We start from the raw sequence: 13,751 nt of genomic DNA, 5'->3' as shown, positions 1-13,751 counted from the left end.
CCGCCTCGCACAACCATCCGACCCCGACAGCCCTCTGAGCAACTGAGTCAGAAGACTCCACGATCACTTGGGCCCCGGATGTGATGCGGGCCGTGCGAGCGGCGGCCGGCCGGGCCCCTTCTCTCTGGGGGAACGCATGCGCGTACGCGCCACCGTGGTCGCCGTCAGCGGCGCCATGGCTCTGTCCGCCCTCGCCGTGCCGGTCGCACAGGCGGCGGGAAGCGGCTCGCACCACCGCGTCGACACCCTGAAGGCCCTGCACGCGGCCGCCTCCGGCGGGAGCGCCTTCGCCGGTGCGCGCCCCGCGGCGGGCGCCCCGTACCGGCTGGACGCCAGGTTCGGCAGCGTCAGAGTCAACAAGGGCCGGCCGATCGTGGCCGGAGCAGGTGGCAAGGTCACCGTCCCGGTCACCTTCAGGATCACGCACGGTGCGGGCGTCGACCTCGCCGCGGAGGACGTCGAGCTGGACCTGGTCCTCTACCGCGGTGCGTCGTTCGCCCACCCGGACCACGTCCTGATCGGCGATTTCCGGCCGACCTGCGGTAACGCCTCCGCCACGGTCGCCTCCTGCACGGGCACCATCGACGTCTCCCCGTCCGTCGAGCTGGACGACGCCGACGCCACGGTGTGGAAGGCGGCGGGCTACGTCACCGACTGGAACGACGTCGACCCGGGTTCCGACGACGTCGACTGGACCAAGGTCGGATACGCCGAGGGCGACGCCCTGGCCACCGTCAGGCTCCAGCGCTTCGCGAAGCTGACGGTGAACGCCGCCCCCGAGCCGGTGAAGAAGGGCAGGACCCTCACCGTCACGGGTGCGCTGACCCGCGCCGACTGGGACCGCAACAAGTACGCCGGTTACTCGGCCCAGCCGGTGCAGCTGCAGTTCCGCAAGAAGGGCAGCAGCGCCTACAGCACCGTGAAGACCGTCAGGACCGGCTCCGCCGGCGCTCTGAAGACCACCGTGAAGGCGTCGGTGGACGGGTACTACCGTTTCGCCTTCGCGGGCGACGCGACGACTGCGGCGGTCAGCGCCGCGGGGGACTTCGTCGACGTGCGGTGAGACCGGGCGAGGGGGGGCTCGTCCGTGCGCGTCACCGGATGCGGTGGGCTTCCCAGAAGGGGCCGAGGTCGACGTCCGTCAAGGACTGGGCGGCTCGTACGAAGTCCTCGGTGGTGGAGACGCCGTACCAGTGCTCGCGGGCGTACTCCTTGAGCAGGCGTGCCATCGTGGCGGCGCCGAGGGTGTGTTCCAGGTCGGCGAGGGCGCAGGGCCCGGCCGTGTAGACGAGGTGGTACTGACCGCGGTGCCGCGACCAGTAGGCCATCGAGGCGGTCAGCGCGGCGCTGTCGTCGGGCCAGGAGACGTCCGACCAGCAGTCGCGCATGTCCCAGCCCTGGAAACGGGCGTTGGCGTACTGGGCGAAGCTCTCGTCCAGCCACGGTGAGGAGTACTCGTCGTCGCCGACGATCCCGTACCACCACTGATGTGCCACCTCGTGGACGACGGCGCCGCCTTCCTCGGTGATGCCGAGGAGGACGAGGCCGGGGTATTCCATGCCGCCGCCGAACTGCGGGGTCATCACGACGTCGAGCTCGCCGTACGGATAGCGGCCGAACTCCCGGCCGAACCGGTCGATCGCGGCGTCGGCGTCCGTGCGGGTCAGCTCCACGCCCGCGGCGGGGGCGCCGGGCGCCCAGTACGACCTGACGCGCACGCCCCCGGGCGTGGTCCGGGTCGCCGTGCGGAACGGACCCGCGGCCCAGGCGAAGTCCCGCACCCGGTCGGCGACGCTGAGCGTCACGGTGCGGCCGGGGGCGCCGGGCAGGCTCCGGGTGCTGCCCGTCGCCGGCACTTTCAGGGCCGACGGGTGGTCCAGGCGGACCCGGAAGTCGCTCGCCAGGGCGTAGAAGCTCTCACCGAGCGCCACGTAGGGGTCGAGGTGCCACCCCTTCGCGTCGTGCACGGCGAGCACCGGCAGCGCGTTGCCGAGGAAGCGGGTCGCACCCTCACGGCCGAAGCGGGCGTTGCGGCCGGGCACGGTGAGGGAGACGTCGAAGGCGACGGACGTCCGCTCGCCGCGCGCGAGCGGCTTGGGCAGCAGGATGCGCAGGGCCGTGCAGCCCACGGTCAGAGGTCCCGGTCTGCCGCCGACGACGTGCGACACGGTGACGGGGGAGGGCGGTGCGCCGGGCGTGCCGCACGGGTCCTCGCCGTTGCCCCAGAGCCGCAGGTACACCTCACGAAGCGGTGCGGGGGAGGCGTTGCGGAACGACACCCGCTGCCGCCCGGCCCAGTGCCCGCCGTCGGCGTCCGCACGCAGAGTCACGTCGTAGCGGGCGCGGTCGGGCGTCGCCGCGGCCTGCGGCCCCGCCGGCCCGGATGCCGCGTGGGCGTCACCCGCACCCACACCGGCGCCGAGCGCCGTCAGCACGAGGACCAGCACGACGAGCAGCACGACGAAAAGACGACGACGAGGCACGGGCGACCACGCGGCTGACGGTGACATGCCAGCCGATACTGCCACAACGCGCCGACGGGGAAACCGAGTTGGCGGACAGGCTCTTTTTTTTACTTTCTCCCGTACAACTCACCGGATTCGTCGGTGATCTCACCTCGTGAGTCAACAGACTCCGAGATCACTCCTCTCCATCTGGGGAACGCACATGCGCATACGCGCTCTCGTCGTCGCCACCGGCGCCGTCGCCCTCTCCGCCCTCGCCGTCCCGGCCGCGCAGGCCGCTCCGACCACGGCGCCCGGCGTGACCTTCTCCCAAGTGAAGATCAACGCGGGCAAGGCGGTGGTGGTCGGCCCCACGGCCAAGGTCACCGTCAACGCGACCTACACCGTGACCAAGCCCGCGAACCTCAACGCGGCCTCCATCGACACCGGTCCGCTCCTCTACCGGGGCACCCAGCTCAACGCCCAGGCCGACATCATCGGCGGCGACGACCCGGGCGTGTGCTCCGCCGTCTCCACGACGGTCCTGCACTGCACCGCCAAGATCCAGTTCCGGCCCGTCGGCTCCGACGAGTACGAAGGCCTCGCCAACACCCAGGCGGGCGCCTGGAAGGTCGGCGCGCTCGCCGTCCCCCGGAACGCCACCGGCCTCGGCGACTTCACGTGGCAGAGCAACCTGGGCGCGATCAACGTGCAGCGCCAGGCGAAGCTGACGGTCAACGCCGCCCCCGAGCCGGTGAAGAAGGGCAAGACCCTCACCGTCACGGGCGCGCTCACCCGCGCCAACTGGGACACCCACAAGTACGCCGGTTACTCGGCCCAGTCGGTGCAGCTGCAGTTCCGCAAGAGCGGCAGCAGCACCTACAGCACCGTGAAGACCGTCAAGACCGGCTCCACCGGCGCTCTGAAGACCACCGTGACGGCCTCGGTCGACGGTTACTACCGCTTCGTCTTCGCGGGCACCTCCACCACCCCGGCGGTCAGCGCCGCGGGTGACTTCGTCGACGTCAGGTAATCCCGCCCGCGGCCGGTTCGCCCGGCCGCGTCAGCCGGGGTAGCGGCGGTCGACCCATCGCCAGGAGAACTCCAGGGCGACCGCCGCCACCACCGCCACGCCCACCGCGATCCACGGCATCGTCAGCCCGACCAGCTTCAGCGCGAAGAAGTGCTGCAGCGACGGGACCGCCAGCACCAGCAGGAACGCCCCGCCCATCGAGGCCACCAGCAGCACCCGCCACCAGGTGTAGGGGCGGGCGATGATCGCCAGTACCCACATCGACGCCAGGAACAGCGTGAGCGTGGCCGCGCTCGTCTCGGCCTCCAGCGCGCCGGCTCCGGTGTAGTGGTGACGGGCCAGCAGATAGGTCACGAAGGTCGCGACGCCCGCGATCACCCCGCCGGGGACCGAGTACCGCATCACCCGGCGCACGAAGTGCGGGCGGGCCCGCTCGGTGTTGGGGGCGAGGGCGAGGAAGAAGGCCGGAATGCCGATCGTGAGCGTGGACAGCATCGTCAGATGCCTCGGCAGGAACGGGTACTCCACCTGCCAGCACACCACCAGCAGGGCCAGCAGCACCGAGTAGACCGTCTTCACCAGGAAGAGGGTCGCCACCCGGGTGATGTTGCCGATGACCCGCCGGCCCTCCGCCACCACCGACGGCAGGGTCGCGAAGCTGTTGTCCAGCAGCACGATCTGCGCGACCGCCCGGGTGGCCTCGGAGCCCGACCCCATCGCCACGCCGATGTCCGCGTCCTTCAGCGCGAGGACGTCGTTGACGCCGTCCCCGGTCATCGCGACGGTGCGCCCGCGGGCCTGCAGCGCCCCCACCATGTCCCGCTTCTGCTGGGGGGTGACCCGGCCGAACACCGTGCCCTCGTCCAGCGCCCGCCCCATGCCGTCCTGGTCGGCGGGCAGCCGGCGGGCGTCCACGGCGTCGCCCTTGAGCCCGAGCTTCGCGGCCACCGCCCCCACCGACACCGCGTTGTCGCCGGAGACGACCTTGGCCTGGACGTTCTGCTCGGCGAAGTAGCGCAGCGTGTCGCCCGCGTCGGGCCGCAGCCGCTGTTCGAGCACCACCAGCGCGACGGGCCGGGCCCCGCTCGCGGGCTCGGGATCGCCGAGGTCGCGCGCGGCGCGGGCCAGCAGCAGCACGCGCAGCCCCTGCTCGTTGAGCCGCTCGGTCTCGCCGAGGGCGGGATCGTCGTCGTCCAGGAGCACGTCGGGCGCCCCCAGCAGCCAGGTGCTGTTCCCGCCGCCGTTCTCGCCGTCGCTCTCGTTGAAGGCGGCGCCGCTGTACTTGCGCGCCGAGGAGAACGGCAGGGACTCGGTGCAGCGCCAGCCCTCGACGTGCGGGAAGGCGTCGATGACGGCCTGGAGGGAGGCGTTCGGCCGCGGGTCGGACTCCCCGAGCGCCCCGAGCACCCGCCGTACGTAGCCCTCGTCGGCGCCGTCGAGGGTGCGCAGCCCGGTGACGTCCATGCCGCCCTCGGTGAGGGTGCCGGTCTTGTCCAGGCAGACGGTGTCGACGCGGGCGAGGCCCTCGATGGCGGGGAGCTCCTGCACCAGGCACTGTTTCCGGCCGAGCCGGACGACGCCGATCGCGAAGGCGACGGAGGTGAGCAGGACGAGCCCCTCGGGCACCATCGGGACGATGCCGCCGATGGTGCGGGCGACCGAGTCCCGGAAGCCGTTGTTCTTGACGAACAGCTGCGTGACGACGAGACCGATCGCCGCCGGGACCATCATCCACGTGACGTACTTGAGGATCGTCGAGATGCCGGAGCGCAGCTCGGAGTGGACGAGCGTGAAGCGTGAGGCCTCCTCGGCGAGCTGGGCGGCGTAGGCCTCACGGCCGACCTTCGTCGCCCGGAAGGCGCCGCCGCCCGCCACCACGAAGCTGCCCGACATGACCCGGTCGCCCGCCCGTTTGACGACGGGGTCCGCCTCGCCGGTGAGCAGCGACTCGTCGATCTCCAGCCCGTCGGCCTCGACGCACGCCCCGTCCACGGCGATCTTGTCGCCGGGCCCGATCACGATGAGGTCGTCCAGGACGAGCTCGGACGTGGAGACCTGGACCGCCGTGCCGTCGCGGCGCACGGTGGGGCGGGCCTCGCCGACGACCGCGAGGGAGTCCAGGGTCTGTTTCGCCCGCCACTCCTGGACGATGCCGATGCCGGTGTTGGCGAGGATCACGAAGCCGAACAGGCTGTCCTGGATGGGGGCGACGGCGAGCATCACCAGCCACAGCACGCCGATGATCGCGTTGAACCGCGTGAAGACGTTCGCCCGGACGATCTCGCCGACGGAACGGCTGCTGCGCGCGGGCACGTCGTTGACCTGACCGCGCGCGACGCGGTCCGCGACCTCGGCGGCGGTCAGACCGCTCGCCGTCGGCGCGAGGGCGCGGGCGTCGGTGTGGGCCATGGGATCGACGGTACGTGCGGTTCGGGGGCTTCACCCCCTGAAGCCCCCGAAGATCCGACCTGGGGAGGACGGGGCGGGGACGGGGGTGCTACGACGGTCGTACGGCTGCGCCGCCGCCCGGCGGGGCGGCTACTCGGCGGCTTCCGTCGTCCCGGTCGCGGCGGCCCGCTTGAGCGCCGCGTCGCGTCCGCGGACGTACCAGATGCCGATCAGGCCGAGGCCGGCGCCCGCGAGGCAGGTCCACACCCACCAGGCCCGGCCGTGGTCGTCGAACCAGCCGTAGAAGGGGAGCTGGACGAGGAAGAGGACGAACCAGAGGATCGTGCCGCCGGTGATGGTGGCGACGACGGGGCCCTCCAAGGGCTCCGGCGCCTCGTGCTGGGGTGTCCACTTCGCCATGGGGACAGCTTACGAGGTGGTCACGTCTACGCGCGGAGATGGCTGAACCTCACGTTATATGTTCATACTGAAACGGTTTGATGTTGACCACTTCTCTTCGTAGGAACCGCCAAAAACATGCCCACCTCGGCCCCCGCCAAGACCCCCGCCCCTGACGAGCCGGGAGCCATGTCCGCCCACGGCGCCCTCGATCGCTACTTCAAGATCTCCGAGCGGGGCAGCACCCTGTCCCGGGAGATCCGCGGCGGCTTCGCCACGTTCTTCGCGATGGCGTACATCATCGTGCTGAACCCGATCATCCTCGGCAGCGCGAAGGACATGTACGGGCATCAGCTGGACAACGGCCAGCTGGTCACCGCGACCTGTGTGACGGCGGCCTTCACCACGCTCCTCATGGGCGTGATCGGCAACGTGCCCATCGCGCTGGCCGCCGGCCTCGGGGTGAACTCCGTGGTCGCGCTCCAGCTCGCGCCCCGGATGTCCTGGCCGGACGCCATGGGCATGGTGGTGCTCGCGGGTCTCGTGGTCATGCTCCTGGTCGCCACCGGTCTGCGCGAGCGCGTGATGAACGCGGTGCCCTTCGGCCTGCGCAAGGCGATCAGCATCGGCATCGGCCTGTTCATCATGCTGATCGGGCTCGTCGACTCCGGCTTCGTCAGCCGCATCCCGGACGCCGCCCACACCACCGTCCCGCTCCAGCTCGGCGCCGACGGTCACCTGAACGGCTGGCCGGTCCTCGTCTTCATCCTGGGCGCGCTGCTCACGCTGGCCCTGATCACCCGCAAGGTGCCCGGCGCGATCCTGATCTCCATCGTCGCGATGACCGTCCTGGCGCTGATCATCAACGCGGTCGCCACCGTGCCCTCCTGGGGTCTGACCACCCCCGAGTGGCCCGGCAACCCGGTCGAGGCCCCCGACTTCGGGCTCATCGGCCAGGTCAGCCTGTTCGGCGGCTTCGGCAAGGTCGGCGTGCTGACCGGCGTCCTGTTCGTCTTCACGGTGCTGCTGTCGTGCTTCTTCGACGCGATGGGCACGATCATGGGCGTCAGCGACGAGGCCAAGCTGACCAACGCCAAGGGCGAGATGCCCGGCATCAACAAGGTCCTCTTCGTCGACGGTCTCGCGGTCGCCGCGGGCGGCGCCAGCTCCTCCTCCGCCACCACCGCGTTCGTGGAGTCCACGGCCGGCGTCGGCGAGGGGGCCCGCACCGGCTTCGCGAACCTCGTCACCGGCGCGCTGTTCGCCGTCGCGCTGTTCCTGACCCCCGTGGCCACGATGGTCCCGTCCCAGGCCGCCACCCCGGCGCTGCTCGCGGTGGGCTTCCTGATCCTGTCCGGCTCGGTCCGGGAGATCGACTGGGCCGACCCCACCATCGCCATCCCGGCCTTCATCACCATGGTGATGATGCCGTTCACGTACTCGATCACCAACGGCATCGGGATGGGCTTCATCGCCTTCGTCCTGCTGCGTCTCGCGGCCGGCCGCGGCCGGGAGGTCCCGGCGCCGATGTACGTGGTCTCGGCCGTGTTCGTCTTCTACTACCTGATGCCGGCCCTCGGCCTGACCTGAGCCTCGGCTTGACCTGAGCTTCGGCTTGACCTGAGCCTCGGTTTGACCTGAGCCTCCGCTCGGCCTGAGCCTCGGCCTGGTCCGGTCCCTCGGCCTCACCTGAGCCTTCGGCGGCACCCCGGTCGGGGCAGCGCCGGCCGGGCTCAGGTGAGGCCGTAGAACTTCCCGGTCTCGTCGACCGCGGTCTTGAACCGCTCGTCGAAGTCGTCGCGGATGAGCGTCTGGACGACATAGTCCTGGACGCTCATCCCCCTTTTGGCGGCATGCTGCCGGAGCCGTTCGAGCAGCTCCCCGTCTATCCGCAGGCTGAGCACACTGGTCCCCATGAGACGAGGGTCGCGGGCCTGTAGCGCAGTCCGGTCACTTTCCGCTGCCGACTCACCCGTTCGAGTGATGGCCGGGTGTCCGTGGCCGGTGTCACGGGAATCGCGGCGCGCCTCAGCTTGTTTAGCCAGAGTAATGAGTTACGCTAAAGAGATGTCTGACCTCACCCATGGCGACGACGCTGCCGCCGTGAACTCCCTCCGCTCGGCCGTGATGCGGCTGTCCCGCCGGCTCAAACACCAGCGGGTCGACGAGTCGCTGAGCCCGACCGAGATGTCGGTGCTCGGCACCCTCTCCCTCTGCGGCAGCGCCACACCCGGCGAGCTCGCCCGCAAGGAGCACGTGCAGCCCCCCTCGATGACCCGCATCGTCGCGCTGCTGGAGGCCAAGGGTCTGGTCCGGCTGGAGCCGCACCCCGAGGACCGCCGCCAGAAGGTCGTCACCAAGACCGAGCAGGCCGAGGCCATGCTCGCGGAGAGCCGCGCCAAGCGGAACGCCTTCCTGGCCACCCTGGTCGACGGCCTCGACGAGGACGAGTGGGCGAAACTGCGCGCCGCCGCCCCCGTGCTGGAGAAGCTCGCACACCTGTAGTCCGTCCCCGAGGAGGCGAACCTGTTGAGTACGGGACCCGGAGCACACTCCGCACCCGCACCGGCCACCCACGACACCCCGCCCGCTCCCCCACCCGCCCGCAGGTCCTCGATGTTCGCCTCCCTGCGGGTCCGGAACTACCGCCTGTTCTTCATGGGCCAGGTCGTCTCGAACATCGGCACCTGGATGCAGCGCATCGCGCAGGACTGGCTGGTGCTCAGCCTCACCGGCTCCGCCACCGCCGTCGGCGTCACGACGGCCCTGCAGTTCCTGCCGATGCTCCTCTTCGGCCTCTACGGCGGCGTCCTCGTCGACCGTCTGCCCAAGCGCCGGACGCTGCTGTTCACCCAGTCGGCGATGGCCCTCACCGGCATCGCGCTCGCCGTCCTGAGTCTGTCCGGGCACGTCCAGGTCTGGCACGTCTACGTCGCCGCCTTCGCCGTGGGCCTCGCGACCGTTCTGGACAACCCGGCGCGGCAGACGTTCGTCTCCGAGATGGTCGGCCCCGACCAGCTCCAGAACGCGGTCAGTCTGAACTCGGCGAACTTCCAGTCGGCCCGGCTGATCGGCCCGGCCGTGGCCGGCGTGATGATCACCGGCGTCGGAACCGGCTGGGCGTTCCTCTTCAACGGTCTGTCCTTCGTCGCCCCCCTCGCCGGTCTGCTGCTCATGCGCTCGCGTGAGCTGCACGTCGTCGAGCGCGCCCCGCGCGGCAGGGGACAGCTGCGGGAAGGCCTCCAGTACGTCGCCGGCCGCCCCGACCTGATCTGGACGATCGTCCTGGTCGGGTTCGTCAGCACCTTCGGGTTCAACTTCCCCGTCTACCTCTCGGCCTTCGCCGACGACGTCTTCCACGCGGGCGCCGGCTCCTACAGCCTCTTCAACACGCTGATGGCGGTGGGCTCCCTGGCGGGCGCCCTGCTCGCGGCCCGGCGCGGCACGGCCCGGATGCGGGTGCTGGTCGCGGGGGCGGTGGCCTTCGGCGCGATGGAGGTCGTGGCCTCCACAGCCCCGTCCCTGTGGCTGTTCGCCCTGCTCATGGCCCCGATCGGCATGTTCGGCATGACGGTCAACGTCACCGCGAACAGCAGCGTTCAGATGAGCACCGACCCGGCCATGCGGGGCCGCGTGATGGCCCTCTACATGATGGTGTTCATGGGCGGGGCCCCGGTCGGCGCGCCGATCGCCGGCTGGGTCACCGACGCGTACGGCGTGCGGGCGGGGCTGGCGTCGGGCGGTGTGATCTCGGCCACGGCGGCCGTCACCGTCGGCCTGGTCCTGGCCCGCATGGGCAACCTCCGCCTGTCGGTCGGCTGGCACCACGGCCACCCGCGCGTGCGGTTCGTCCCGCGCGAGGACCGCGAGCTCGCCACCGTCGCCTGACCGGCGGACGTCACCCGGCGGAGGGTGCGGGGAACCCGCACCCTCCCGGCCGGCACCTGGCCGGGCCACTCGTGCTCCCCGACGGTGTACGTCTGTGTCGGGGTGAACCCGTCGGCCTCGTAGGAGGCGACGGGTCCGCGGTCGTCGCCGGCGTGGCAGTCCACCCGCGGGAGGCCGACGCCCGCCTGCCGGGTCGCCCAGGCCGCGTGTTCCAGCAGGGCGATGCCGATGCCGCGGTCCTTGAGGCGGCGGTCGGAGGCGAGCCAGTGGATGCCGTCCGGGCTCGCCGGCCGGGAGAATCGGGCCATGAGACTCTTCGCCGCCGTGCTCCCCCCGGACGACATCGCCGACGAACTCGCCGCGCAGGCGGCCGGGTTGCGCGCACTGCCGGGCGCGGACGCGCTGCGCTGGACGGCCCGGTCCGGCTGGCACTTCACCCTCGCCTTCTACGGCGAGGTCGACGACGTCCTCCTCCCGAGGCTGTCGGCGCGGCTGGAGCGGGCCGCGCACCGGGGTGCGCCCTTTCCGCTGGCGGTGCGCGGCGGCGGACAGTTCGGGCACGGGCGGGCGCTGTGGGCCGGGGCGGCCGGAGACGTCCCGGCGCTGCGGCTGCTGGCCGACCGGGCGGAGGCGGCGGGCCGGAAGGCGGGCGTGGAGATGGGCGAGCACCGCCGCTACACGGCGCATCTGACGCTGGCCCGCAGCCGCGACGCCGTGGACGTGCGGCCCTGCGTCGAGGCGCTGAAGGCCTTCGAGGGCCGTGCCTGGACGGTGGAGGAGCTGGTGCTGGTGCGCAGCCGCCTGCCGGCGGCCGGGGTGCCCGGCGAGCAGCCCCGTTACGAGCCGGTCGGGCGCTGGGCGCTCGGCGGGGCCGGTTAGTCTCGACGCGTGGACCCGAAGACCCGGAACCGGATCATGGCCGGTGCCCTTGTGCTGATGTTCGTGGTGGTGTTGTTGGCGGCGGTCGGCAGATAGCCCGGGCTGTCCGACCAGGCCGTCGGACCGGCCCCGCCGCGGAGCCCTGCCCGACGGGGCGGACGGCCTCCGCCGCGGGGCCCTGCCGGCGGGGCGGACGGCCTCCGCCGCGTGGGCGCGCCGCTACCAGGCGAAGGCCTCCGGGGACGGCCCCGGGCCGGGGAAGACCTCCTCCAGGCCGGCCAGCAGCTCCTCGCTCGGCTCCAGCTCGACCGCGCGCAGCGCCGAGTCGAGCTGCTCGGCGGTGCGCGGTCCGACGATGGGTCCGGTCACGCCGGGCCGGGTGAGGAGCCAGGCCAGAGCCGCCTCGCCGGGCTCGACCCCGTGCTTTTCGAGAAGGTCCTCGTAGGCCTGGATCCGGGCGCGGGTCGTGGGGTCGGCGAGGGCGTCGGCGGCCCGTCCGGAGGCACGGCGGCCGCCCTCGGCCTGCTTCCTGATCACCCCGCCGAGCAGTCCGCCGTGCAGCGGCGACCAGGGGATGACCCCGAGGCCGTACTCCTGCGCGGCCGGGATGACCTCCATCTCGGCGCGGCGCTCGGCGAGGTTGTAGAGGCACTGCTCGCTGACCAGGCCCATCCGGCCGTGCCGGGCGGCGGTCTCGTTGGCCTGGGCGATCTTGTAGCCGGGGAAGTTGGACGACCCGGCGTAGAGGATCTTGCCCTGCCGGACCAGCACGTCGATGGCCTGCCAGATCTCCTCGAAGGGAGTGCCGCGGTCGATGTGGTGGAACTGGTAGACGTCGATGTGGTCGGTGCCCAGCCGCTTCAGGCTCGCGTCGACGGCCCGCCGGATGTTCAGCGCGGAGAGCTTGTCGTGGTTGGGCCAGGCGTCGCCGTCGGCCATGTTGCCGTAGACCTTGGTGGCGAGGACCACCTTGTCGCGCCGCCCGCCGCCCTTCGCGAACCAGCCGCCGATGATCTCCTCGGTACGGCCCTTGTTCTCGCCGAAGCCGTACACGTTCGCGGTGTCGAAGAAGTTGATGCCCGCACCGAGCGCCGCGTCCATGATCGCGTGGCTGTCGGTCTCGTCGGTCTGCGGGCCGAAGTTCATGGTGCCGAGGACGAGGCGGCTGACCTTGAGTCCGGTACGTCCGAGCTGCGTGTACTTCATGGAGCACAAGCCAACGACCTGGAGTGCGCTCGATGCAAGGGGGCCGGCCGACGGGTCAGTCGCGGGGGAACTCGTCGGTCTTGAGGGTGAGGCCGACGACGGTGCCGGTGAGGTCGACGTCGTCGCCGAAATCGATCTTCGTCCGCGTGACGTAATCACCGTCCTTGGGGCGGGTGTAGAGGTAGCACCGGCCCTTGTAAGGGTCGGCGATGACGTAGACCGGTACTTCGGCCGTGGCGTAGGCGGATTTCTTCGGTCCGTAGTCGTTCGCTGCCGTGTCCTTGGAGATGACCTCGGCCACGAACTCGACGTCCTGGTAGCGCCAGCGGCCCTTGCCGTCCTTCACGGAGCGCTCGGCCATGGCGGCCAGGTCGCATGCGAACCCGTTCAGATGACCGGGGAAGTCGATGCGGACGTCGGATGCCAGACGCTTGCGGGGATACTTGGCCCGCAGCTGCTCGAAAATAGCGGAGATGATCTCCCAGTGGTGCTGCCGCTGCGGTGACATGAAGATGTTTCCCCCGACGATCTCAACCTTCGTTCCCTCGGGGACCGGCATCTTCTCGAGCCACTCGAACATGACGTCCAGAGACAGCTCGACGCTCTCCTCGGCCATGGTGATCCTGTCCTCAGTGACGGTCATCGTGGCGCTCCTCCCCGGCCGCCCCCACTCGGGTGCCGCCGCGCAGTACAACGATACGCACGGTGACCGGGTCACGGCGTGGCGCGCATATGCCGGAAGCGGCCGGTGCGCCCCTCAGCCCGCGTACTCCCCGCCCAGTTCCCACCCCTGGTACATCGCCTCTGCGAAGGCCGACGCCAGCTGGTGTTCGCCCTTGGCGTTGGGGTGGGTGCCGTCGTAGGTGTCCGTGTCGATGTCCCAGGTCGGCGGGACCGAGGCCAGCAGGATCGGGGAGGCCGGTTCGTCCAGGTCGGCGGCGGTCTTCGCCAGGAGCTCGTTGAAGCGGGCGACCTGGGCGGCGAAGGGCTCGTCGTTCGCGGCCCGGACGTTGTGGATGACCGGCAGCCACACCATGGCGATCCGGGGGTTCGCCGCGCGGGCCTCGGCGGCGAAGACGCGGGCGTTCTCCGCCGTCTGCTCGGCGTTCGTGTAGAAGCCCAGGTCGATCAGGCCGAGCGAGACCAGCAGGACGTCCGCCCGCGACGTGCGGACCGCCTCGCCGATCAGCGGCGTCATGTGCGCCCAGCCCTCGCCCCAGCCCGCCAGGTGGCCGCGCGGGAAGTCGGGTTCGGCGTAGGCGTACGACGTGGGGCTGTCCGTCGCCTTGTCGTAGAGCGTCTCGCGGGGGCCGACCAGCGTGAAGGGGCCGCCGTACGCGGCGCACAGGTGCTGCCACAGGCGGTAGCGCCAGGTGTGGTCGCCCGTGCTGCCGATCGTCATCGAGTCGCCTACGGGCATGAACCTGAGCATCCGCTCATGATGAGGGATCCGGAGTCGATCACCGCGGCCGGGGGCGTGTGAGACCGGCCACGAACGGTGAACCGCCGGGCGG

The 13,751-nt window shown here is 71.2% G+C and carries 13 protein-coding genes and 1 pseudogene; 6 read left to right on the top strand and 8 right to left on the bottom strand.

The features are described from left to right. Positions 1-136: 136 nt before the first annotated feature. A complete protein-coding gene (locus tag Sri02f_RS07685) occupies positions 137-1,063 on the top strand; it encodes a hypothetical protein (protein ID WP_109000340.1) in 927 nt (308 codons plus the stop codon). A gap of 31 nt (positions 1,064-1,094) precedes the next feature. Here the strand turns inward: Sri02f_RS07685 and Sri02f_RS07680 are convergent, their stop codons facing one another. Then, positions 1,095-2,510: a M1 family metallopeptidase gene (locus Sri02f_RS07680; protein ID WP_109000339.1), complete on the bottom strand. Its 1,416-nt coding sequence runs from the start codon at positions 2,508-2,510 to the stop codon at positions 1,095-1,097. Positions 2,511-2,667: 157 nt separating this feature from the next. Here Sri02f_RS07680 and Sri02f_RS07675 point away from each other — a divergent pair, with 157 nt between their 5' ends. After that, positions 2,668-3,477 (top strand): hypothetical protein, encoded by an 810-nt coding sequence (locus Sri02f_RS07675; protein WP_109000338.1) that lies wholly within the window; start codon positions 2,668-2,670, stop codon positions 3,475-3,477. Between the two features lie 30 nt (positions 3,478-3,507). Here Sri02f_RS07675 and Sri02f_RS07670 read toward each other — a convergent pair whose 3' ends face one another. Beyond that, positions 3,508-5,886 carry an HAD-IC family P-type ATPase gene (locus Sri02f_RS07670; protein WP_109000337.1) on the bottom strand — a complete coding sequence of 793 codons (2,379 nt, stop codon included), beginning with the start codon at positions 5,884-5,886 and terminating at the stop codon, positions 3,508-3,510. 129 nt (positions 5,887-6,015) lie between these two features. Beyond that, positions 6,016-6,285: a DUF2530 domain-containing protein gene (locus Sri02f_RS07665; RefSeq protein ID WP_109000336.1), complete on the bottom strand. Its 270-nt coding sequence runs from the start codon at positions 6,283-6,285 to the stop codon at positions 6,016-6,018. Between the two features lie 117 nt (positions 6,286-6,402). Here Sri02f_RS07665 and Sri02f_RS07660 point away from each other — a divergent pair, with 117 nt between their 5' ends. Next, positions 6,403-7,854 carry an NCS2 family permease gene (locus Sri02f_RS07660; RefSeq protein ID WP_109000335.1) on the top strand — a complete coding sequence of 484 codons (1,452 nt, stop codon included), beginning with the start codon at positions 6,403-6,405 and terminating at the stop codon, positions 7,852-7,854. A gap of 143 nt (positions 7,855-7,997) precedes the next feature. Here the strand turns inward: Sri02f_RS07660 and Sri02f_RS07655 are convergent, their stop codons facing one another. Then, positions 7,998-8,180 (bottom strand): ribbon-helix-helix protein, CopG family, encoded by a 183-nt coding sequence (locus tag Sri02f_RS07655; protein ID WP_069769474.1) that lies wholly within the window; start codon positions 8,178-8,180, stop codon positions 7,998-8,000. A gap of 151 nt (positions 8,181-8,331) precedes the next feature. On the opposite strand from Sri02f_RS07655, the gene Sri02f_RS07650 reads away from it, so the two are divergent. Both Sri02f_RS07650 and Sri02f_RS07645 read left to right on the top strand, forming a co-directional pair. Then, positions 8,332-8,769 carry a MarR family winged helix-turn-helix transcriptional regulator gene (locus Sri02f_RS07650; RefSeq protein ID WP_109000334.1) on the top strand — a complete coding sequence of 146 codons (438 nt, stop codon included), beginning with the start codon at positions 8,332-8,334 and terminating at the stop codon, positions 8,767-8,769. Between the two features lie 24 nt (positions 8,770-8,793). Beyond that, positions 8,794-10,152: an MFS transporter gene (locus tag Sri02f_RS07645; protein ID WP_109000333.1), complete on the top strand. Its 1,359-nt coding sequence runs from the start codon at positions 8,794-8,796 to the stop codon at positions 10,150-10,152. A gap of 38 nt (positions 10,153-10,190) precedes the next feature. Here Sri02f_RS07645 and Sri02f_RS42575 read toward each other — a convergent pair. Beyond that, positions 10,191-10,427 (bottom strand): annotated as a pseudogene (locus Sri02f_RS42575) (GNAT family N-acetyltransferase); the annotation flags it as partial. A gap of 31 nt (positions 10,428-10,458) precedes the next feature. Here Sri02f_RS42575 and thpR point away from each other — a divergent pair. After that, positions 10,459-11,031 carry an RNA 2',3'-cyclic phosphodiesterase gene (thpR, locus tag Sri02f_RS07635; protein ID WP_109000332.1) on the top strand — a complete coding sequence of 191 codons (573 nt, stop codon included), beginning with the start codon at positions 10,459-10,461 and terminating at the stop codon, positions 11,029-11,031. Between the two features lie 219 nt (positions 11,032-11,250). On the opposite strand, the gene Sri02f_RS07630 is transcribed toward thpR, so the two are convergent. The 3 genes from Sri02f_RS07630 to Sri02f_RS07620 form a co-directional block, all read right to left on the bottom strand. Then, positions 11,251-12,237, bottom strand: coding sequence for an aldo/keto reductase (locus tag Sri02f_RS07630; protein ID WP_109000331.1), 987 nt, complete (start codon positions 12,235-12,237; stop codon positions 11,251-11,253). Positions 12,238-12,292: 55 nt separating this feature from the next. Further along, positions 12,293-12,880, bottom strand: coding sequence for a Uma2 family endonuclease (locus Sri02f_RS07625; RefSeq protein ID WP_109000330.1), 588 nt, complete (start codon positions 12,878-12,880; stop codon positions 12,293-12,295). 114 nt (positions 12,881-12,994) lie between these two features. Then, positions 12,995-13,669, bottom strand: a complete 675-nt coding sequence (locus Sri02f_RS07620; RefSeq protein WP_109000329.1) for a GDSL-type esterase/lipase family protein — start codon at positions 13,667-13,669, stop codon at positions 12,995-12,997. Positions 13,670-13,751 lie beyond the last annotated feature (82 nt).

Source organism: Streptomyces rishiriensis, assembly GCF_003112535.1.
GTDB classification, from domain to species: Bacteria; Actinomycetota; Actinomycetes; order Streptomycetales; family Streptomycetaceae; genus Streptomyces; species Streptomyces rishiriensis.
Note: the sequence above shows the minus strand (reverse complement) of the source record. Positions and strands in the feature narration are given on the sequence as shown.

Excerpts from the sequence above, each read along its gene's own strand:
- Sri02f_RS07685 (WP_109000340.1), top strand. The coding sequence starts at position 137 with ATGCGCGTACGCGCCACCGTGGTCGCCGTCAGCGGCGCCATGGCTCTG.
- Sri02f_RS07680 (WP_109000339.1), bottom strand. The coding sequence starts at position 2,510 with ATGTCACCGTCAGCCGCGTGGTCGCCCGTGCCTCGTCGTCGTCTTTTC.
- Sri02f_RS07675 (WP_109000338.1), top strand. The coding sequence starts at position 2,668 with ATGCGCATACGCGCTCTCGTCGTCGCCACCGGCGCCGTCGCCCTCTCC.
- Sri02f_RS07670 (WP_109000337.1), bottom strand. The coding sequence starts at position 5,886 with ATGGCCCACACCGACGCCCGCGCCCTCGCGCCGACGGCGAGCGGTCTG.
- Sri02f_RS07665 (WP_109000336.1), bottom strand. The coding sequence starts at position 6,285 with ATGGCGAAGTGGACACCCCAGCACGAGGCGCCGGAGCCCTTGGAGGGC.
- Sri02f_RS07660 (WP_109000335.1), top strand. The coding sequence starts at position 6,403 with ATGCCCACCTCGGCCCCCGCCAAGACCCCCGCCCCTGACGAGCCGGGA.
- Sri02f_RS07655 (WP_069769474.1), bottom strand. The coding sequence starts at position 8,180 with ATGGGGACCAGTGTGCTCAGCCTGCGGATAGACGGGGAGCTGCTCGAA.
- Sri02f_RS07650 (WP_109000334.1), top strand. The coding sequence starts at position 8,332 with ATGTCTGACCTCACCCATGGCGACGACGCTGCCGCCGTGAACTCCCTC.
- thpR (WP_109000332.1), top strand. The coding sequence starts at position 10,459 with ATGAGACTCTTCGCCGCCGTGCTCCCCCCGGACGACATCGCCGACGAA.
- Sri02f_RS07630 (WP_109000331.1), bottom strand. The coding sequence starts at position 12,237 with ATGAAGTACACGCAGCTCGGACGTACCGGACTCAAGGTCAGCCGCCTC.
- Sri02f_RS07625 (WP_109000330.1), bottom strand. The coding sequence starts at position 12,880 with ATGACCGTCACTGAGGACAGGATCACCATGGCCGAGGAGAGCGTCGAG.
- Sri02f_RS07620 (WP_109000329.1), bottom strand. The coding sequence starts at position 13,669 with ATGCTCAGGTTCATGCCCGTAGGCGACTCGATGACGATCGGCAGCACG.